21 protein-coding genes and 1 other annotated feature are annotated in these 19,967 nt (G+C 37.4%); of the genes, 3 read left to right on the top strand and 18 right to left on the bottom strand.

Annotated features, from left to right (window positions below; genetic code table 11):
- Window positions 1–14: 14 nt before the first annotated feature.
- Genes yqeH through H9635_RS10875 form a run of 3 tightly spaced genes read right to left on the bottom strand, consistent with a single transcriptional unit; the run spans window position 15 to window position 2,504 of the window.
- Entirely contained in the window at window positions 15–1,118 is a 1,104-nt protein-coding gene (gene yqeH, locus H9635_RS10865) for a ribosome biogenesis GTPase YqeH (protein WP_191700307.1), read from the bottom strand.
- A gap of 53 nt (window positions 1,119–1,171) precedes the next feature.
- Window positions 1,172–1,687 carry a YqeG family HAD IIIA-type phosphatase gene (locus tag H9635_RS10870; protein ID WP_191700308.1) on the bottom strand — a complete coding sequence of 172 codons (516 nt, stop codon included), beginning with the start codon at window positions 1,685–1,687 and terminating at the stop codon, window positions 1,172–1,174.
- Window positions 1,688–1,721: 34 nt separating this feature from the next.
- Window positions 1,722–2,504: a phosphatidylserine decarboxylase gene (locus tag H9635_RS10875; RefSeq protein WP_191700309.1), complete on the bottom strand. Its 783-nt coding sequence runs from the start codon at window positions 2,502–2,504 to the stop codon at window positions 1,722–1,724.
- 157 nt (window positions 2,505–2,661) lie between these two features.
- On the opposite strand from H9635_RS10875, the gene pssA reads away from it, so the two are divergent.
- Both pssA and sigK read left to right on the top strand, forming a co-directional pair.
- The gene (gene pssA / locus H9635_RS10880) at window positions 2,662–3,201 is read left to right on the top strand and encodes a CDP-diacylglycerol--serine O-phosphatidyltransferase (protein WP_191700310.1); all 540 of its coding nucleotides are present in this window, start codon (window positions 2,662–2,664) and stop codon (window positions 3,199–3,201) included.
- Between the two features lie 85 nt (window positions 3,202–3,286).
- Window positions 3,287–3,988, top strand: coding sequence for an RNA polymerase sporulation sigma factor SigK (sigK, locus tag H9635_RS10885; protein ID WP_191700311.1), 702 nt, complete (start codon window positions 3,287–3,289; stop codon window positions 3,986–3,988).
- 121 nt (window positions 3,989–4,109) lie between these two features.
- Here sigK and mtnN read toward each other — a convergent pair whose 3' ends face one another.
- The 14 genes from mtnN to H9635_RS10955 all read right to left on the bottom strand — a co-directional run bounded on the left by mtnN (window position 4,110) and on the right by H9635_RS10955 (window position 17,834).
- Window positions 4,110–4,802, bottom strand: coding sequence for a 5'-methylthioadenosine/S-adenosylhomocysteine nucleosidase (gene mtnN / locus H9635_RS10890; RefSeq protein ID WP_191700312.1), 693 nt, complete (start codon window positions 4,800–4,802; stop codon window positions 4,110–4,112).
- A 42-nt stretch (window positions 4,803–4,844) separates the two neighbouring features.
- Window positions 4,845–5,507, bottom strand: a complete 663-nt coding sequence (locus H9635_RS10895) for a YrrS family protein (RefSeq protein ID WP_191700313.1) — start codon at window positions 5,505–5,507, stop codon at window positions 4,845–4,847.
- Between the two features lie 158 nt (window positions 5,508–5,665).
- Window positions 5,666–6,151 carry a transcription elongation factor GreA gene (gene greA, locus H9635_RS10900; RefSeq protein WP_191700314.1) on the bottom strand — a complete coding sequence of 162 codons (486 nt, stop codon included), beginning with the start codon at window positions 6,149–6,151 and terminating at the stop codon, window positions 5,666–5,668.
- Between the two features lie 352 nt (window positions 6,152–6,503).
- Window positions 6,504–7,139 (bottom strand): uridine kinase, encoded by a 636-nt coding sequence (gene udk / locus H9635_RS10905; RefSeq protein ID WP_191700315.1) that lies wholly within the window; start codon window positions 7,137–7,139, stop codon window positions 6,504–6,506.
- The gene (locus H9635_RS10910; RefSeq protein WP_191700316.1) at window positions 7,140–8,417 is read right to left on the bottom strand and encodes a peptidase U32 family protein; all 1,278 of its coding nucleotides are present in this window, start codon (window positions 8,415–8,417) and stop codon (window positions 7,140–7,142) included.
- A gap of 19 nt (window positions 8,418–8,436) precedes the next feature.
- Window positions 8,437–9,369, bottom strand: coding sequence for a peptidase U32 family protein (locus H9635_RS10915; protein ID WP_191700317.1), 933 nt, complete (start codon window positions 9,367–9,369; stop codon window positions 8,437–8,439).
- A 5-nt stretch (window positions 9,370–9,374) separates the two neighbouring features.
- The gene (locus H9635_RS10920; RefSeq protein WP_191700318.1) at window positions 9,375–10,007 is read right to left on the bottom strand and encodes an O-methyltransferase; all 633 of its coding nucleotides are present in this window, start codon (window positions 10,005–10,007) and stop codon (window positions 9,375–9,377) included.
- Window positions 10,008–10,544: 537 nt separating this feature from the next.
- Window positions 10,545–11,636 (bottom strand): endolytic transglycosylase MltG, encoded by a 1,092-nt coding sequence (gene mltG / locus H9635_RS10925; protein ID WP_191700460.1) that lies wholly within the window; start codon window positions 11,634–11,636, stop codon window positions 10,545–10,547.
- Between the two features lie 222 nt (window positions 11,637–11,858).
- Entirely contained in the window at window positions 11,859–12,371 is a 513-nt protein-coding gene (locus H9635_RS10930; RefSeq protein WP_191700319.1) for a DUF1292 domain-containing protein, read from the bottom strand.
- Between the two features lie 71 nt (window positions 12,372–12,442).
- Complete coding sequence (locus H9635_RS10935) at window positions 12,443–12,733, bottom strand: DUF1292 domain-containing protein (RefSeq protein ID WP_191700320.1); 291 nt, start codon at window positions 12,731–12,733, stop codon at window positions 12,443–12,445.
- Between the two features lie 148 nt (window positions 12,734–12,881).
- A complete protein-coding gene (gene ruvX, locus H9635_RS10940) occupies window positions 12,882–13,298 on the bottom strand; it encodes a Holliday junction resolvase RuvX (protein WP_191700321.1) in 417 nt (138 codons plus the stop codon).
- On the bottom strand, window positions 13,295–13,567 hold the full coding sequence (locus H9635_RS10945; protein ID WP_191700322.1) for an IreB family regulatory phosphoprotein: 273 nt from the start codon (window positions 13,565–13,567) through the stop codon (window positions 13,295–13,297). The genes ruvX and H9635_RS10945 overlap by 4 nt, the downstream gene beginning before the upstream one ends.
- 117 nt (window positions 13,568–13,684) lie before the next feature.
- Window positions 13,685–16,357, bottom strand: coding sequence for an alanine--tRNA ligase (alaS, locus tag H9635_RS10950; protein WP_225231252.1), 2,673 nt, complete (start codon window positions 16,355–16,357; stop codon window positions 13,685–13,687).
- 66 nt (window positions 16,358–16,423) lie between these two features.
- Window positions 16,424–16,631 (bottom strand) — a binding site (T-box leader).
- Between the two features lie 54 nt (window positions 16,632–16,685).
- Complete coding sequence (locus tag H9635_RS10955; RefSeq protein ID WP_191700323.1) at window positions 16,686–17,834, bottom strand: MFS transporter; 1,149 nt, start codon at window positions 17,832–17,834, stop codon at window positions 16,686–16,688.
- Between the two features lie 105 nt (window positions 17,835–17,939).
- On the opposite strand from H9635_RS10955, the gene yeiL reads away from it, so the two are divergent.
- Window positions 17,940–18,608, top strand: coding sequence for a transcriptional regulator YeiL (yeiL, locus tag H9635_RS10960; protein WP_191700324.1), 669 nt, complete (start codon window positions 17,940–17,942; stop codon window positions 18,606–18,608).
- A gap of 69 nt (window positions 18,609–18,677) precedes the next feature.
- Here yeiL and H9635_RS10965 read toward each other — a convergent pair whose 3' ends face one another.
- Window positions 18,678–19,889 carry a NupC/NupG family nucleoside CNT transporter gene (locus H9635_RS10965; RefSeq protein WP_191700325.1) on the bottom strand — a complete coding sequence of 404 codons (1,212 nt, stop codon included), beginning with the start codon at window positions 19,887–19,889 and terminating at the stop codon, window positions 18,678–18,680.
- Window positions 19,890–19,967: the final 78 nt, after the last annotated feature.

The raw sequence follows: 19,967 nt of genomic DNA on the forward strand, positions 1-19,967 counted from the left end.
AAGAGTCCATTCTATCAAATTAACGATGGGCGAATGAATACTTCTACCCCTTTTGGAGCATGAGCGGCTACAACTACATTTGCATGCTGTACCGTTACCCATCCTAATCCTGAAATGACCACATCTGTTTTTGCTTCTTTAATTGAGAATTCGTGGCGTACTAGCGGTGGTAGTTGGTCAATATGCTTTGTAGTTGGTGGAGCCAATAATTCACCTTTATGTTCTTCATATAAGCTATCTGCACGTTCCAGCTTCGTTCTGTGAATCGGTAAATCGTTTGCTGCATGTATTGTAAATGCAGAACGTTCGCCTTGAATAAAATCAAAACGGGCAAGTGCGCCGATAAATAAAGTTTGTCCTGGATTTTGCTGATACACTTTTGGTTTAATTTCTTTTTTTGGCATAATATATTTCAATTCGCTTGAATCAATATGGTGGGCCATTTGATGATGATTAATAATACCTGGTGTATCAAATAACGATGCACCGTCATCCAGTGGAATTCCAATCATGTCCAATGTTGTTCCAGGGAAGTGAGATGTTGTTATAATTTCACCTTCCCCTGTAGCCTGCTTAATTATACGGTTAATGAATGTTGATTTCCCCACATTTGTACAGCCAACAACATATACATCCTTGCCGTTGCGGTATTCTTCTATCGCTTCTACCACTTCCTGCATGCCCATTCCTTTATGAGCCGATACAAGTTTTACATCAATTGGCTTAAGCCCTAATGCCTTTGCTTCACGCTTTAGCCAATTAATTACTTTCTTTTCCTTCACCGATTTAGGTAAAAGATCTGCTTTATTTGCCACTAAAAGTACAGGATTGTTACCTACAAAGCGGTGCAAACCAGGTAACCAGCTGCCATTAAAATCAAAGATATCGACGATTTTTACGATAAGACCTTCCTGTTGTCCAAGACCATTTAAAATACGTAAAAAGTCGTCATCTGTTAAGCTGACTGGCTGAATTTCATTGTAATTTTTTAATCGGAAACAGCGTTGGCAAATAATCATTTCCTTTTCTAGAGAGGATGCAGGGGCATACCCTAATCCATTTTTATCTTCTGTTTGAATCACTGTTCCACAGCCAATACATTGTGGCATTTCGTTCATTAACTATTTCCTCCTAACTGGTATTGCAAAAACTATGCAACTTGGGCTACCTATTAGTCTTCCCAAGGGTACTTTCCTTTTCTTCTTAAATCATTGTAAACACGGCGTTCTACAAAACGGTTAAATTTTGTAACTAGTCCGTCTGAGTTCGCTACTGGACGTACTAAAAACGTATACAGTTTCTGACGCTTCGCTCCCATTACATCTGTTAGTAATTGGTCTCCCAACATCGCTACTTCATGGCGACGCAGACGTAACTGTACAAGCGCCGCATAATATGCCGCACCTAAAGGTTTTTTTGCCCTGAAAATAAAAGGGATACCATGAGGTTCTGCAAATTGTCGAACGCGTGCTTCATTATTATTTGATGCAATAATAATTTTGATCCCTGATTCACGCATCATTTCAAACCATTGCACAAGCTCATCTGTTGCATCCGCACGATCCCATTCCACTAGGGTATTATCCAAATCCGTAATAATTCCTTTAATGCCTAATTCATTTAATTTTTCTGGCGTAATCTCAAATACACTACGAATAAATTCATCTGGTAATAAAAAGTTGTACAAAGCCGTTACCCCTAACTCAAAATTTATTTACTCATTATAACATAGTAGCAAATGCTTCTCCCATTTTTATCTTCGCACCGATAGTAACATTCTCAGTAAATTCAACCGCATTCTGTTCAAATAGCATAACAACTGTCGATCCGAAAGAAAAATAGCCGACTTCTTCCCCTTTTTTCCACTGTGTTGAATTGTTTGTAAGTTTAATGGAATTCACAAATGTTGCGCCTACTTTAATAAAGGCTGTACAAAAATCTTTTTCATAGTTAATTTCACTTATCATACGATAATTATGACTGATTGGTTTTTTCCCATATTGTAAGCCCATTTGATTTACTGGATAGGATTTCTTCCCCAAAATGTATTGACGCTTAATGACACCATCAATTGGACTATGAATACGATGATAATCTGCAGGGCTTAAATAAAAGACAATATATTTGCCTTTACTATACCTTGTAGCCTGTGTTTCATTTCCCAATAAATCGACTAATGAATACGGCTTATTTTTAACTGAAAACATCATACCATCCGTAATATCGCCAAATGCCTCCAATTTCGCATCAACAGGACTTGCAAATGTATTTGTCCGTATATCTACAGGGCGAACCTCACCTTTCAGCTCACGAACAAAAAAATCATGTAAACTTGTAAAATCTTTTGGCGATTTTGAAACTTCCTGTATATTAATTCCGTATATATCACTATAACTACGAATAAAATTTTTACTTATACGTGATTGAGCAACATGTTGTAATACTTTCGAAGAGAGCTTACCGTTTGATAGTTCTATCAAATTGCGGTATAATTTTTCCTTCATTCTGTGTCCTCCCATTTATAATAAATATGGAATAAAGATAAATTATATAATGTATAGGCGCTCAAGGAAAGGTATTATGCAGAATTAAACTATTACCTTTTTTTCTAAAGAAGAAGTATAATAGAGTATAGCCGATGCGCAAGGGAGTGTTTTACCAATGTTTTTACTTCAAAAAGTGGATTCAACATTAAAAAAGATAAAAGCAAATGCTGCAAATATTATTACAATTACAAATATGTCATTTGGTGGTGCCGCTATTATGGCAACATTAAATGAATACTATAGCTACAGTGTTTTATTAATTTTTATTGCTGCTTTTTTAGATCGTTATGATGGGAAAGTTGCCCGCAAATTTAACCAGGAATCAGAATTAGGAAAACAGCTTGATTCCATGGCTGATATTATATCCTTCGGTGTTGCCCCAGCCTTGTTAATGTATGAAATGGTATTAATGAATGCGGGGATTGCGGGTATGATGATGCCGGTGCTATTTATAGCAGCTGGTGCATTAAGATTAGCACGTTTCAATGTAATGGATTCGACTGGATACTTTGTTGGGTTACCGATAACAGCCGCAGGTACATTGCTCACGTTCTCTTATTTCTTTACAAATTCTTTATCCGAAACATTTTACCTAATTTTATTCCCGGTATTAGCACTACTGATGGTAAGTACATTTACATTAAAAAAAGTGTAAGAGCAAAAATTGGCTCTTACACTTTTTTTCATTTCTCCGCAAAATTTATCATATACTGTCGAAAAGACGAAAGGATGTTTATTGCTTGAGCGGTTTTGTGACAGCATTGCTTCAACTTTGGCTTGAGCTTCCCGCACTATTGGGCTATTTAAAAGGGCAGACGTTTTATAAACCTTTATCACGTGAGGAAGAAGAAGAAGTCATTAATCGCTATATTAATGGCGACGAAAATGCACGTGTCGAACTAATCGAACGTAATATGCGCTTAGTTGCCCATGTCGTAAAGAAATTCCATCCCCCTCATGACTTACTGGACGATTATATTTCCATTGGAACGATAGGTCTTATGAAGGCAGTAAGCAGTTTTACACCCGAAAAAAAGACCCGCCTCGCTACCTATGCAGCTCGTTGTATTGAAAATGAAATTTTAATGCATTTGCGAGCTCAGAAAAAAGTGCAAAAAGACGTATCATTATTCGAACCAATCGGAGTCGACAAAGATGGACAGTCGCTGCAAATACGGGATTTACTTCAGCTGGATGAACCTTCAACAGTTGAAAAAATTGAGTTACGGGAAGATTTCGCACAGCTGTATCGTTATTTGGATACGTTAGACCCCCGTGAGCTTGAGATTATCTCTTATCGCTATGGCTTACAGAATTTTGACCCGCACACTCAAAAAGAAATTGCAAAGCGTCTCAATATCTCGCGCAGCTATGTTTCCCGCATTGAAAAGCGTGCGCTTATTAAGCTTTACCAGCAATTTAAACATAGTGAAAAAGAATAAGTTCTTTTCTACGAATATATAGGAATACCGAAAACATTGATTTTTATTGACCGCTAATTAAAACTGCCTAATCCTTTATTAGCGATTAGGCAGTTTTTAAATATCTCGGTAGATTAATTACTTATAATTTTGTAATGGCATTTAACACTACTTCTGTCGAGTGCTTTGCTGCAACAGGTAAAAACTCATCAAATGACATACCCGATTCTTGTCCAGCAATATCGGATAATGCACGAATAACAACAAATGGGGTGTTGAACTGATGGCAAACTTGCGCTACTGCAGCTGCTTCCATTTCCACTGCTTTCATTGTTGGAAAATCTTTCCGAACTGCTTCAACACGTTCAGGATTGCTCATAAACACATCGCCTGAACAGATGAGACCAACACTATAGTGATGTTCCCCTACTTCTTTTACAGCTTCTTTTGCGACTTCCATTAAGCTTTCGTCTGATTTATACGCTGCCGGCATACCCGCCATTTGACCGATTTCATAACCAAATGCAGTTACATCTACATCATGATGGCGCACTTCATCAGAAATGACAATATCCCCTACATTCAAAGCGGCATCAAAGCCACCTGCAGAACCTGTATTAATTACAACCGTCGGATTAAATTTCTCCAATAAAATCGTTGTTGACATAGCTGCATTTACTTTTCCAATACCGCTTTTTAACAGGATAACTTCTTTTCCCTCGTATGTACCTGTTGTGTATTCACTGTTTGCAATTGTTTCTGTATTCGTATTTTGTAGAGCACCTCGTAATAATTCCACTTCCTGCTCCATTGCGCCAATTACTGCAATCTTCATTTGTTAATTCCTCCAATAAAACTATTTATTTAAATTATATAGTTAAATTCCTTCTAGGGTGTTCAGCACTTCCACTTGAGTAGGCTTCCATCCTTCATTGTCAATCCATTCAATACTTACCCGATATTTTTGTTCCTTATCCATTGATGTCACAACAGCAATTGCACTTTTAGCATTTCCGTTATTATTTACACGTAATACTATACTGTTGTCCTGCTCCAATTCAATTACACTGAAGATTGCCTTTAGCTTTTCCTCATAGTCAATATGCCCTTTTTCGAATGTGGATACATGTTCACCTGTTTGTGCAGTTGGATACACTGGCCAATTTGGATTTGTAATTACTTCTTGTACGGCTGGGTTATTGGAATTACTTACTGTATCCTCAGTTTCTTCAGGTAATGAGTCCGCGTCATTAGATGCATCTTCATCCTCTTCCTTAACAACTTGCCCATCTTCATCTACTTGTCCATCTTCTGCAACTTCCGATCCATCTGCAACCGAATTAGCTGGCGGCTCGTCTTGCTGTGCTTCATTATCAGGTGCTGGATCCCTGGAAATAATAAAAATCAATGTCGCAACAATTAATACAGCAACAATTGCGATCAGGTAGTTTAGGCTTTTATCCGCTTTTTGAAATTTCGATTGTTTTGCTTTTTGTTCCGCATACTGTTGTCGTGTTTGAAATCGCCGTTTACGTTCCATACCAATCTCCTCCTATGCAAGATTATTTTAGCATTAGAAAAACAGATTGTGCACTAAAAACATACGAAAGAAAATCATTTCCGGAATTCCTTACATACCTTCCATTCATTGCCACAAAAGAAAAGCAGCTAGCGATTTCAATGCTAACTGCTAAGAAATTATTTTACTTCTAAAATAACAACTTCCATATCTCCGCCTGGTGTAGTTAATTTAACTACATCATCAACATGTTTTCCCATTAACGCCTTTGCAATCGGTGAATCATTTGAAATTTTACCTTCCATCGGATCAGCCTCTGCAGAACCAACGATCGTGTATGACTCTTCAAAATTAGCACGCTTTCCGTTAATTAACTCATCGAATGTAACAGTTTTCCCTAGGGAAATAGAAGTTGATGAATCATCTTCTGTAATAATTACGGCATTGCGAAGCATTTGCTCGATTAACGAAATTCGTCCTTCCACAAAGCCTTGCTCTTCTTTTGCTGAATCATACTCCGAGTTTTCCGATAAATCACCAAAGCTACGAGCTGTTTTTATACGCTCTACAACTTCCGGACGCTTAACTGTTTTAAGTGTGTTTAGTTCATCTTCTAATTTTTGCTTTCCTTCAAGTGTCATTGGATATTGTTTTTCATTTGACATTATTCCCACTCCTTAGTAATAACTTGAAAACGTTTACTTTTCTACGTTTTTTCTCTTCTGTATTAGCGTTCATAAATAACAGAAAACCCGACTACTAGTTTACAGTATGTGTAAATTACTTCTTTTAGAAGAGATTTACACTGCAAATACTAGCAGCCGAATTTCATGAATACTTATTTATCAATCAATAAAGTTTCGGCATAAACTACGTCCAGATTTTATTCAAGTTCACTCGAATAACTTTCTAAAAAAATCTGTGACATTGCCATTTACTAACTTTTACATCCACCAATTAAAAATATGAGAGTTGTATAAAGTAAAATGTAAATATTGTAAATACTACATCATCATATTACAAGTTTGCATCCGTTTCAAGAATTGTTTTTATTTTCGTAACCATTAAGTCAATAGCAACGTTGTTATCTCCACCTTCTGGAATGATAACATCGGCATATCGTTTCGTTGGCTCGATAAACAGATTATGCATTGGACGAACTGCTGTTAAGTATTGTTCGATAACAGAATCAGCTGTACGACCACGCTCTTTAATATCACGCTGAATACGGCGGATAATACGTAAGTCCGAATCCGTATCAACGAATAATTTAATATCCATTAAATCGCGTAAGTTTTCATCTTCCAATACAAGAATCCCTTCGACTATTATAACATCTCTTGGCTCTACATGTATTACATCGGCCGAGCGTGTATGTTGAACATAGTCATACACCGGCTTTTCTACCGGCTGATAAGACAATAGCTCATTAATATGTTGGATTAATAACTGATTATCAAACGCAAGAGGGTGATCATAGTTTGTATTTAGACGCTCTTCAAACGTCATATGACTTTGATCTTTATAGTAATAATCCTGTTCGATTACAACTACCGAACGATCTTTAAAAACATCATATATTGCACGTGTTACACTCGTTTTACCTGAGCATGAGCCACCTGCGATCCCGATGACAACTGGTCGCTTTGACATTTAGTTATTCTCCTTTCGCATCATATCAAAGTGCGATAATGAGCGATCTACTTTAAATTTTACAATTTGCAGTGGGTGTCGGGCAACATCAAGTTCATTGCCGTCTTCATCCCATATTTGACCAACTGTCATTTTGAATGTTTCCATATTTGGACCGAAAAATTCAACCGTATCTCCCGGTTTGAAATAGTTTCGTTGTTCCAGCGTAACCATTTGTGTTTCAGCATCATAATCCATTACAAATCCTGCGAAGTCCCAGTTCATTTTATGTGAATGGAAGCCGAACATTTGCTGTTTATAACTTGGTTCACCTTCAAAGAATGATGAAGCTGTTGCACGGTTTGCACAGCGTGCTAGCTCTTCTAGCCACTCTTTTTCAAACTTGAAATTTTCCGGGTCAGCACAGTAGGCATCGATTACTTTGCGGTATACGGAAACTACAGTGGCTACATAGTGAATTGATTTCATACGGCCTTCCACTTTTAACGAATCAATGCCCAGTTCAATCATATGAGGGATAGATTCAATTAACTTCAAATCTTTTGGACTCATTGCGAAAGGTGCTTCACCTTCGTTAAATAATGCCACTTCTTCACCGTCATTGTTCTCATATAAATCATAATCCCAACGACATGATTGACAGCAACCGCCTCGGTTCGAGTCACGTGCTGTCATATGGTTGGAAAGCGTACAGCGTCCTGAATAGGCAATACACATTGCACCGTGCACGAATGCCTCGATTTCAATGTCTACCTCCTCTTTCATTTTGCGCATTTCTTCCCCGCCTACTTCACGTGCTAAAACTACTCGTTCTAAACCTTCGTCTTTCCAGTACTTTACAGCTTTCCAGTTCGATAAAGATTGCTGTGTCGACAAGTGGATTTCTAAACTTGGCGCTGCCTTTTTACAAGTTTCGATAATTAGTGGATCTGCAACGATAATCCCTTTAACACCGGCACCCTCGATTGCTTGTAAATATTCTTCCAGCCCGTCCATATTTTCATTATGGGCAAAAATATTTGTCGTTACGTAAATAACCGCGCCGTATTTGTTGGCGAACTCAACGCCTTCCTTCATTTCCTCGATTGTGAAGTTACCCGCATTTGAACGTAAACCGAATTCCTGACCACCGATAAATACCGCATCTGCACCGTAATGTACGGCTACTTTTAATTTTTCTAAGCTTCCTGCTGGTGCAAGCAGCTCAGGCTTTTTCGTAATGACTGTTTTTCCGTTAATTGTTTCACGGATTTTTTCGTTTTGAATTAACTGTAGCATGTTGCCTTCGTTCTCCTTCCTAGTAAACTGTTTCTTTGAAGATGAAGCCAGTATCCAGTGGGCGTAACGCTGGCTGAATTGCTTCCACTTGCTCAAAAAGGGCTGATTTAATATCGTCATATGCATCTTCGCCTTGTTCAAAGTACGTATCGATTGCTTGACGGTAAAGATTTGTCACTGTCACAACATAATCAAATGATTGGAGAACACCATCAATTTTCAATGAATCTATTCCTGCTTCAAATAATTCATTCAGTTCTTCGATAATGCACATATCATTTGGAGAGAAAATGTGTGTCCCGTTTAAATCTTCATAAATCGGGTATTTATTTTTACGTTCTTTATCATGTAAAAACATATTTTTATTTTCTTTGCGATTTTCAATTTGCATCGCTTCATCACGGTATAAGAAATAGTTCCCTAATAGTGAACGCTTTGATTGGAACATACAAGTCATTCCGTGCACTTGCACTTCAATTTCATGTTTTGTATTTTCTTTGATCTCAATGACTTCATCAACAGAAAGTTCACGGGCAAGTACAGCACGCTTACTGCCACGTTCGCCCCAATAATTCACTTGGAAGTAATTTGTCGCTGTCGTTTCAGGGTTCCAATGCAATGGAATAGTAATACCTAATTCACGTACCGCTACGATAACCGCCGGATCACCAAAGATGAGTGCATCGACGCCAATACGTTGCATTTCTTTTAAATATTCATCCAGTGCATCTAAACGGTCATTATGAAATAAAGCATTGACAGCTACATACACTTTTTTATCTGCAGCATGGATTAATTTCGTAGCTTCTTCCACTTGTGCTACTGTAAATTCTCCAGCCAAACGCAGACCAAATTTCTGTTCACCAATAACGAAAGCATCTGCTCCTGCATCAAGTAATGCAGCCACATGCTCAACGGATTGGGGAGTAAGTAATAATTCTGGTTTATTCACTCTAATCACCTCTTCAAACAAATTAACAATCCATCACCGACTGGGAAAAAGGCGCTCGTATAATCCGGGTGCGACATAATCCAATCTGAGAATGTTTTTAAATTACGAATCATTGTTCTCTTTCTTCTAGGCACTTCTTTTATATCTAAATTTGAAAGCCCATGCATGTACATATTATCGATATATAATACCCCACCCGATGGAACGAGTGGCGCGTATTTCTCGAAAAACTTCATGTACTGACCTTTTGCCGCATCAATAAAAACAGCATCAAAAGTAGTTGGAAGCATTTCCGTATCTACCTCTAACGCATCACCTTCAATTATTTGTATACGGTTTGCCGCCTCTGACCTTGCAATGAACTCTTTAGCATATTGAACGCGTGATTCATCCCGTTCAATTGTCACAATCTGACAATCAGGCAATGCTTTCGCCATTCGCAGTGCAGAATAGCCAATGGCCGTACCAATTTCCAAAATAGCTTTCGGTTTTTGAATACGCAATATTTGATTCAATGATTCAATTCCGGCAAGCTGCATAATTGGGACATGATGTTGTTTTGCGAAGTTTTCCATTTCTACTAATAACTCATCACGCTCAGAAATGAAGGAAGCAATATAAGCGTCTGATAATTCCATTCTTCATTCTCCCTTTACCTGGTTGTTTACGCATATCTTATATCCATAAGAAAAAAGACGAAACGAAGATGTTTGCGCCTACAAAATTGTTATATAAGGACAAAAAATCACAACTTATAATAGCATGAAAAGAAAAGGAATGCGAACAATCTTTTCTAAAAACCATCATTAGAAGGAATTCAGAAGCCATTCGATTACTTTTCTTCTAATTAACGGACTCTTCACCATAACATGGGGGTGTTTTTCTAATAAATTTTCACTTAGTTGATTGGTGGGCTACGGTAAGGCCGCGATAAACCCACGTGATACGTGTCTATAACACTGCCTTTATTACCGTTTGAGAGGCCCACCAATTCCAAAATTATGCTCTCGTTATAAAGTGAAGTAAAAAACACCTAATCAAGAACGTAGTACAACGGACGCGCGCTTCAAAAACACTTGCTTCAACGCGTTTGCCCCGTAGCACAACAGAACGCACTTCATTAGAAAATCTTATTTTTTTAATTTTGACTTCCTCAACTTATGGTGATGAATCAATTAACGCAAATACTTCTCAATATTTGCCAAGTGCTCATCATATGATTTTGCAAAGTGATTCGTACCTTCTTTATCTGCCAGGAAGTATAAATAATCGGTTTGTGAAGGATTTAAAGCCGCTTCAATAGATGTTTTCCCCGCCCCCGCTATCGGTCCAGGAGGTAATCCTACATTCTGGTACGTATTATACGGGTTGTCCACTTCTAAATCTTCATACAACACACGATCCTTATGTGAACCTAAAGCATATAAAACAGTCGGATCGGTTTGTAATGGCATATCAATATCCATACGGTTGTAAAATACACTAGCGATTGTTTCACGGTCAGTTTGCGCTGTTGCCTCTTCTTCAAGTAATGATGCAAAAGTCAACAATTCGTGCACTGTCATTTCACGTTCTTCCAAAATCGGTGTATATTCCGAAACAATTGTGTTCATCGAAGTGAGCATTGTATTTACAATTTCTTCAATCGATGGATTTTCTTCATAAAACGGATATGTTGCAGGATATAAATAACCTTCCAATGCATGGCGAATATTTTCATTTAAAATATTTTCTGTTAATAAATCTGGATATTCAGTCATTAACTGCTCTACATAAGCAACGTCCGTAACTTTTTTCATGAAATCTTCTGCTTTATGGGGTGTATTTTTCTGTATGACGCCTGCAACCTGCTCAAGTGTCAATCCTTCTGGAACCGTCATTGTAAATACCGGCTCTCTATATACTCTACCCGTTTTCAAGCTTTCAATAATTTCATCCAATGTCATTGATTGTGTTAAAGAATAGTCACCAGCCTGGAATGCAGATTCATTTTTAAATTTTGTATAATATTTAAAAATCCTCGCATCTTTAATGATTCCCTTTTCTTCTAGAATGCTTGAAATCAAAGTAATCCCGGAACCCATTGGAATTTCAACTTCAATTTCCTTATTTGATTCTGGATCCATTGGTTCTAATGCGGATGTAACATAGTTATAACCTGAGTATCCTGCAATCGCGATAATGATGAGAACGACAAGTGCGATGATTCCTACAATTTTTCGCACAGTTTTAACTTCTCCTTTACGCTCATTCATCTTATTGAACATTTCCTTTTTTGAATTTTCATCTAGCACGGGAGTCCCCCCTTTTTCTCTTTCATATGATACATAAATTTCACTTCCGATACAATAATGAACAATGAATGTTGCATGTTTTGTATTTTATTAGCGACGTTTTAAAGAGTAAAATGTTCTTTTTCGAAATATATTAATAAACTAACAGCACTATAAAAAAACCTAACTAACGAATAACGTCAGTTAGGTTTTGGATTAATTTTGTGATAATGAGTTTAAAACTTGCTCGACCATTGCCCACTCAGCATCGGTTTCGATTGGTAAAAGATCTTCTACTTCACCATTTTCACCAGGAATGTACGCAGAAGCGAATACTTCTTCCAGCTGTGGTTCACCGTCTTCTAAAGTAGCGTAAAATAAATAATTTTTCCCGTCATTTTCGAAGCGATGTAAAATTTGGCACATAATTTCTTCATCATCATCATTCGTAATTGTGAAGTAATTTGTTTGATCCGCACCAAACTCAGCCATTACGGTATTCATTACTTCTTCTACCATCGCCCACTCTTCTTCTGTTTCAATATCAGAGAAGCCGCCCATCTCGCCATTTGCATCCAAAACATAACGCAATGCTGAAATACCAGCCTCTTCATCACCAACTAGCGTAAACAGTACATATGAATGTTCATCTGAATCAAAATTGAATATAACGCGGCATTGTTGCTCCCCGCCATCTTCTGTTTGTAAAATAAAAATATTTTCTTCCATTAAATTTCCTCCTAAATAATAAAACAGAGAAGGCTCGTCACCCACTCTGTTTTTTTATAATATCGAATGAATTATTCTTCTTCGCCTAATTCGTCTTCAATTTGGTTTAATACTTCTTCGATTAAATCCCATTCTGCTTCAGTTTCGATAGGCGTTAATTCGCCATCTTCACCATTTTCAGCAGGTACGAATGCAGATGCAAAGATTTCTACAGCTCCATCTTCATCTTCTTCTGCCCCTACTAAAGAATATAACACGTATGATTTACCGAATTCTTCCGAATCAAAAGTGTGTAAAATTTCGCAAAGTTGTTCATTGCCGTTTTCATCGACTACAGTAATATTGTTTTGTTGTTCTGACATGAAAGTCACCTCTTCATTAAATTTAAGTATTGCCGGTTGTTGCTTCGTATATTATACATAAAGCCATTGCATTTAAATACAAATAAGCCCTAACAAAAGCAACATTGTTAGAAAAGCTCAAACTAATTGCCTTGATTGAATAGAGCGTTTAGTTTTTACTGTCTAAATAACCTTGTAAAATCATGACCGCAGCCATTTTATCAATTACTTGCTTGCGTTTTTTTCGGCTAACATCCGCTTCAATAAGCATGCGTTCAGCAGCCATCGTCGTCATACGCTCATCCCACAGTTTGACAGGAAAACCGAAAGTATCTTCCAATAACTTTTTATAGTTCTCAGAAGCTTCCCCACGCGGACCGATAGTATTATTCATGTTTTTTGGATAGCCCACAACGAATTCAGTAACATTGTGTGCCTTTACAAGTTCGTTAATACGTTCAATCCCAAACTTGCCTGCTGCTTCATCAATTTTTATTGTTTCGATTCCTTGCGCTGTCCAACCGAACGCATCACTAATTGCAACGCCGACTGTTTTCGAGCCGACGTCTAAACCCATAATCTTCATTTTTCTGCCTCAGCATTCCTTCTAATATAAAACTTTACGAGCTCCTCTAAAATTTCATCGCGCTCCAGCTTGCGGATTAAATTACGTGCGTCCTGGTGGCGAGGGATGTATGCCGGGTCACCAGATAATAAATACCCTACAATTTGGTTTGTTGGATTATACCCTTTTTCCTCTAAAGCCGTATACACCTTCAGCATCACTTGCTTTACTTCTTGTTCCATAGATTCCTCTGGAAAACTAAATTTCATCGTTTTATCGAAAGAACTCAAGACCAGCACCTCGCTTTCAGCAATAAGGAGATGGAGCATAGAAGCCCATCTCCATTTTTATCATTATAACTTATTCCCGCAAGCACTTCAAATATGCTAGTAGTAAATTTTAGATGTTTAGAAAGATTTTACTTTTTCATAGACTCCATTTAACGCTTCTTCTAATTTTGAAGCATCTTTAGCACCAGCCATCGCCATATCAGGACGACCGCCACCTTTACCGCCACATGCTTCAGCAACATCCTTTACAATGTTACCTGCATGGTAGTTACCACCTACGATATCTTTCGTTACACCTGCACATAGCATTACTTTATCGCCATCTACTGCACCTAGTACAATTACAGCTGCCTGCATTTTTTCTTTTAAGTCATCCATCATTTGACGCAATTGATTATTATCTTTTGCATCCACTTTTGTTGCAAGTACTGTTACGTCACCGATTTTTTGTGCTGCATCCAATACTGCGCCCGCTTGTGCATTGGCAATTTTTTGTGATAATGATTCATTTTCACGTTGTAATTGTTTAAAGTCTGCCTGTAGACCTGCTACACGTGTTGAAACATCTTTTGGATTTGCTTTTAATAGAGCTGCTGCTTCATTTAAAATAGCTTCTTCTTCTTTGATTGCTTCATACGCCGCTTTACCTGTTACAGCTTCAATTCGACGAGTACCTGCACCGATACCACCTTCAGAAACAATTTTGAAGATACCAATTTCCGAAGAACGACTTACATGCAGTCCACCGCAAAGTTCAATCGAATAATCCGAAACAGCTACTACACGTACAACATCACCATATTTTTCACCGAATAGAGCCATTGCGCCCATTGCTTTTGCAGAATCGATATCCATCTCCTGAATTACAACTTCGATGTCTTCCCAAATTTTTTCATTTACTGCACGCTCTACTTGTGCAAGTTCCTCTTTCGTTGTTGCACCGAAGTGAGAGAAGTCAAAACGTAAACGGTCAGGTCCAACGTAAGAGCCTGCTTGTGCTACATGGTCACCTAATACATCCTTTAAGGCACGGTGCATTAAGTGTGTTGCTGTATGGTTTTTAAGGATTAATTTACGTTTTGATTCATCTACTTTCGCAGTAGCCTCATCCCCAACATTCATTTCACCTGATTCCACAACAACAGTGTGTAACGGTTGACCGTTTGGCGCCTTTTGAACATCTTTAACAATGGCAGTAAATCCGTCTGCTTCAATAACTCCAGTATCAGCAATTTGACCACCCATTTCAGCATAGAATGGTGTTTCAGAAAGAATAATTAATGCCTCTTCACCTTCATTAGCCGTTGTCGTTTCTTGACCATTTACAACAATCGCAGCAATTTTTGCTGAAGCTTTTAATGCATCATAAATAAATGTTGATTGCTGTTTTAAGTTTGAAAGTACTTCGTTTTGCACTTGCATAGAATCAACATCTGCACGCGCGTTACGAGCTCGATTACGTTGTTGTTCCATAGAAGCTTCGAAACCATCATGATCAACTGTCATGCCAACTTCTTCTGCATATTCTTCCGTTAATTCGATTGGGAAACCGAATGTATCGTAAAGACGGAATGCATCCGGCCCAGGAATTACAGTTTCACCTTTTGCTTTTTGGCTCTCCACTACTTCGTTAAAGATTGCCAGACCACCATCAAGTGTTTCATGGAAGCGAACTTCTTCGTTTTTAATAACACGTTGAATAAATGCTTCCTTTTCTTTTACTTGTGGATAGAAATCTTGCATAATCTCCCCTACAGTCGGAACTAATTCAAACATAAACGGCTTTTCAATACCGATTTTTTTCGCATAACGAACTGCTCGACGTAATAAACGACGTAATACATAGCCTCGTCCTTCGTTTGATGGCAATGCTCCATCACCGATTGCAAATGCTACTGTACGGATATGGTCAGCAATTACTTTGAATGGTGTATTAATATCTTCTGCTGAACCGAAGATTTCTTTTAAGTCAACTTCGTGCGGGCGTTTGTATGAGCGGTTAGCAAAGCTTTCCGTTTTTTCAATGATTGGCATGAATAAATCTGTATCAAAGTTCGTTGGTACATTTTGTACAACAGAAACGATACGTTCTAGACCCATACCTGTATCAATATTTTGCTTCGGCAGTGGCGTATATGTTCCGTCAGGATTGTGATTGAATTGAGAAAACACTAAATTCCACACTTCTAAATATCGCTCATTTTCCCCACCTGTATACATTTCTTCTGGAGGTGCCCCAAAACCATACGCTTCCCCACGATCATAGAAGATTTCTGAGTTCGGACCAGATGGACCTTCTCCGATATCCCAGAAGTTTCCTTCCAAACGAATTAAACGCTCTTTCGGAATACCGATTTCGTTGTGCCATACATCATAAGCTTCCTGGTCTTCCGGGTGAATAGTTACTGATAACTTTTCTGGATCAAAGCCCATCCATTTTTCGTCCGTTAAAAATTCCCAAGCGTAATGAATTGATTCTTTTTTAAAGTAATCCCCGATTGAGAAATTCCCCAGCATTTCAAAGAAAGTATGGTGACGTGCTGTTTTCCCTACGTTCTCGATATCATTTGTACGAATTGATTTTTGTGCATTTGTAATACGTGGGTTATCCGGAATAATACGTCCGTCAAAATACGGCTTTAATGTCGCAACTCCCGAGTTGATCCATAAAAGTGATGGGTCATTAATTGGCACTAATGGTGCGGATGGTTCAATATGATGTCCTTTTTCTTTAAAGAAATCAAGATATAGACGACGAATTTCAGAACCTGTCATTGTTTTTGTAGTCATAATTATATCCTCCTGTAATGTTTTTGAGGTACGATGAATTGGGCACAAAAAAAGCCTTCATCCCGGTAAAGGGACGAAGACTGTTATCTCGTGGTACCACCCTAATTTATAATGCATAAAGCATTATATCTCAAGTGCTTATAACGTAAGCATACGGCAGGTATTAGCTGCACTCTGGAGTAGCTTTCCGTAATTTTCGCGGAGATTTTTTCAGCCAAGAAATCTCTTTCTGCTCACGAAGTCCAATACGTACTTGTTCCATCATCGTTTTCATTAATATATGTTCTTCATTATAAAAAATTGACTACGTGCTGTCAATCCGCATTCCTTAATAATTAAAACGATTTTTCGTCAATAGTATCAATACAATAGCTGGTACTGTACAAATAACCATTCCTAAAAATGCCAAACTAGGTTCAACTTCATACAGAGCTCCACCTAAAAGCGTTAAGATCGCAGCACTTAAACTCATTGCAAGCGCAGAATAAATCCCCTGTGCATTCGGAATTTGTTCTTTCGGTAAGGCTTGAGAAATGTAGCGGATAAATGCGTAATGCGCCATTGCAAAGGACAATGCATGGAGTGCCTGTGACACAATAAACATTGGCATATTTGGAAAAGCGTATATCAGAATCCAACGAACAGTCGAACCAATCGCTGCCAGTAACATTAACGAAGAAGGCTTCCATTTCGTTAAAAATGTATCCGCCTTTAAAAAATAAATAATTTCAAATAATACGGCTACATTCAATATCATTCCAATATAAAAAGGATTTACATTTAACTCCTGTAAATATATATATCCATAGTTATAGTAAGAGGCATGAGCTCCTTGAAGTAAGATCACTACAAATAATACGACGATGAAACTTTTTACATCAAAAAGCCCTCTCATCGATAATGTTTTCCCAGTTTCTTTAGGGGGAGCTAAACTCAATACATTAGGAGCAGGCATGAGTTGAATTGCTAATAATGCAGTTAAACCGAAAATCATCGCCCATAAAATCATTTGCTCGCCGTATATTCCCGTAATCATACTAATAATTAATACAGCAACTACATAGCCAAATGACCCTAGTGAACGCGCCTTTCCATAATGAATTCCACCTTGCTGCATTAATGTCGCTGCGCTACTTTCCACTGCAGGTAATAATGCAGGATACAATGCACTAAAAAGCATCGTCATGATGAATAAGCCTACAAAAGAATCGATTGGTACATAAAGTAGTGCAGTTACTAAAGACGCCACTGTGAAGAATATGAGTACATTTTTATTGCTCATTATTTTTGAAACATACGGGAAAATAAGGATTGTCGAGATCGCTCGTGCAACTAAACCAAACCCCATAATAATACTCGCATCTGAAACGGTTAAACCTTTGTCATTAATAAGCCAGCCTGTCCAATAAGGCAAAAATATACCCCACGTAATAAAGAACATAAAAAAATTCTTTGCCAGCCAACGCTGATTGTTCATAATAATATAGCCTTCTTCCATTCTTATAATGTTGAATAATAGCACGACAATTTGTACAATAATGTGAGATATCTCATATTTTATATTAAGGAGTTGCTTTATAATTTGAGAAAGTTATCACTAGAAGAAACTAAACCTTATATTGAGCAATACCCTATTTCTCAATATTTTTCATTTGATATTAATCCTTTTATACAAGTTTATGAATTTGATAAAGGGGAGTATATTTTTCATGAGCATTCCTTTCCCGACTATTTGTATTACATGATTGAAGGAAAAGCAAAATTATATGTTACACATAAAAACGGGAAAATTTCTCTAATTGATTTTATAACATCTCCTACATTTATGGGAGAAATGGAATTATTAAATGCAGAACGTTACTCAAAAGGCATCCAGACCGTTACAACATCCATTTGTTTTGCAATTTCCATCCGTGAAGTGAAAGAAAAATTATTAGCTGATCCGGTATTTTTAAAATTGCTCTGTCTTTTTTTAAGTCAAAAAACTATGGATATGACAGCCAAATATACTCAAAACCAGGCTTATCCATTAGAAAATAGACTGGCATCATTCATTTTACTATCGTCTGATAAACAATTCTATAAAGAAAAACATACAGAGGTATGCGAATATTTAGGGGTATCATACCGACATTTATTATTTGTTCTGGCACAATTTTGCGAAGAAGGATACTTAACGAAGAAAGATCGGGGTTATGTCCTAACAAATCGACAAGTACTAGAAAAGCTTGCTAGCGAAATTACTTACTAAAAAAAGACTGTGCTAAACTAACTTTTAGCACAGTCTCCTATACAAGAACTTCTTATGTTTTAAACAATTTTACATAAACATACCTGCAATAGCAGCTGATAATAGAGACGCTAACGTACCTGCAGCAACTGCCTTAATCGCAAGCTTTGCAATCATTGGTCGTTTATCTGGTGCCATACCACCTAAACCACCGATTAAAATACCCATTGAGCTTAAATTAGCAAATCCGCATAGCGCAAATGAAATGATAATAGCTGTCTTATCCGAAAATTCACCAATCACAGGACCGAAGTTAGAATACGCTACAAATTCATTTAAAATTAATTTTTGACCAATAAATGAACCGGCGCGAACTGCTTCATCCCAAGGAACACCGATTAAAAATGCCAACGGAGCAAATACATATCCTAAAATTCCTTCAAGTGTTACATTTTCAAAACCGAATAATCCTGTGATTCCACCTAAAATACCATTTAATAAGGCAATTAATGCGATGAAACTTAATAACATTGCCCCAACGTTTACTGCCAATTTTAAACCGTCAGATGCACCAGATGCAGCAGCATCAATAACGTTTGTCGCTTCAGAGTTACGCTCTAATTTAAAGTCATCTTCATTTATTTCTTCTGTTTCAGGAATCATTAATTTTGCCATTATCAATCCTGCAGGTGCAGCCATGAAGCTTGCCGCCAATAAGTATTCTAGCGGAACACCTAATAAAGAATAACCGATCAATACAGAACCTGAAACCGATGCAAGTCCACCAGTCATAACAGCGAACATTTGTGACTTTGTCATTTTATTTAAAAATGGACGAATAACAAGCGGTGCTTCAGTTTGGCCAACGAAAATATTTGCTGCAGCATTCACTGATTCTGCTTTTGTTGTGCCTAACACTTTTGATAAAAAGCCACCGATAATTTTAATGATAAATTGCATAATCCCTAGATAGTAAAGAACAGAGATTAAAGAAGAGAAGAAAATAATAATCGTCAATACACTCATTGCAAAAACAAATCCGACATTATTCGGATCTGCTAATCCGCCAAATACGAAGGAAATCCCTTCATTTGCATAACTTATTAACTTTTGTACCCCTTCAGAAAGTTGCATTAATCTTTCACGGCCATATGACCACTTTAATACGATAAATGCGAAAACTAGTTGTACAATTAAACCTGATATAATAATTCTCCACTGAATTGCTTTACGGTTATTTGACAATGCTATAGCAATCGCTACGATTCCAACAATACCTATGATTCCCCAAACGAAATCCATGTTTGCGCACCTTCTCCTTTAATTTTGTAAACCTTTTCATTTTACATTATTTGACATCAAACTTCGGACATCATATAA

This window comes from Solibacillus faecavium, from assembly GCF_014836905.1.
Lineage (GTDB): Bacteria > Bacillota > Bacilli > Bacillales_A > Planococcaceae > Solibacillus > Solibacillus faecavium.

What these genes read in the sequence shown, in the direction of transcription:
- yqeH (WP_191700307.1), bottom strand. Translation starts at nt 1,118, where the DNA reads ATGAACGAAATGCCACAATGTATTGGCTGTGGAACAGTGATTCAAACA.
- H9635_RS10875 (WP_191700309.1), bottom strand. Translation starts at nt 2,504, where the DNA reads ATGAAGGAAAAATTATACCGCAATTTGATAGAACTATCAAACGGTAAG.
- pssA (WP_191700310.1), top strand. Translation starts at nt 2,662, where the DNA reads ATGTTTTTACTTCAAAAAGTGGATTCAACATTAAAAAAGATAAAAGCA.
- mtnN (WP_191700312.1), bottom strand. Translation starts at nt 4,802, where the DNA reads ATGAAGATTGCAGTAATTGGCGCAATGGAGCAGGAAGTGGAATTATTA.
- H9635_RS10895 (WP_191700313.1), bottom strand. Translation starts at nt 5,507, where the DNA reads ATGGAACGTAAACGGCGATTTCAAACACGACAACAGTATGCGGAACAA.
- greA (WP_191700314.1), bottom strand. Translation starts at nt 6,151, where the DNA reads ATGTCAAATGAAAAACAATATCCAATGACACTTGAAGGAAAGCAAAAA.
- udk (WP_191700315.1), bottom strand. Translation starts at nt 7,139, where the DNA reads ATGTCAAAGCGACCAGTTGTCATCGGGATCGCAGGTGGCTCATGCTCA.
- H9635_RS10910 (WP_191700316.1), bottom strand. Translation starts at nt 8,417, where the DNA reads ATGCTACAGTTAATTCAAAACGAAAAAATCCGTGAAACAATTAACGGA.
- H9635_RS10920 (WP_191700318.1), bottom strand. Translation starts at nt 10,007, where the DNA reads ATGGAATTATCAGACGCTTATATTGCTTCCTTCATTTCTGAGCGTGAT.
- mltG (WP_191700460.1), bottom strand. Translation starts at nt 11,636, where the DNA reads ATGTTCAATAAGATGAATGAGCGTAAAGGAGAAGTTAAAACTGTGCGA.
- H9635_RS10930 (WP_191700319.1), bottom strand. Translation starts at nt 12,371, where the DNA reads ATGGAAGAAAATATTTTTATTTTACAAACAGAAGATGGCGGGGAGCAA.
- H9635_RS10935 (WP_191700320.1), bottom strand. Translation starts at nt 12,733, where the DNA reads ATGTCAGAACAACAAAACAATATTACTGTAGTCGATGAAAACGGCAAT.
- ruvX (WP_191700321.1), bottom strand. Translation starts at nt 13,298, where the DNA reads ATGAAGATTATGGGTTTAGACGTCGGCTCGAAAACAGTCGGCGTTGCA.
- alaS (WP_225231252.1), bottom strand. Translation starts at nt 16,357, where the DNA reads ATGACTACAAAAACAATGACAGGTTCTGAAATTCGTCGTCTATATCTT.
- H9635_RS10955 (WP_191700323.1), bottom strand. Translation starts at nt 17,834, where the DNA reads ATGAACAATCAGCGTTGGCTGGCAAAGAATTTTTTTATGTTCTTTATT.
- H9635_RS10965 (WP_191700325.1), bottom strand. Translation starts at nt 19,889, where the DNA reads ATGGATTTCGTTTGGGGAATCATAGGTATTGTTGGAATCGTAGCGATT.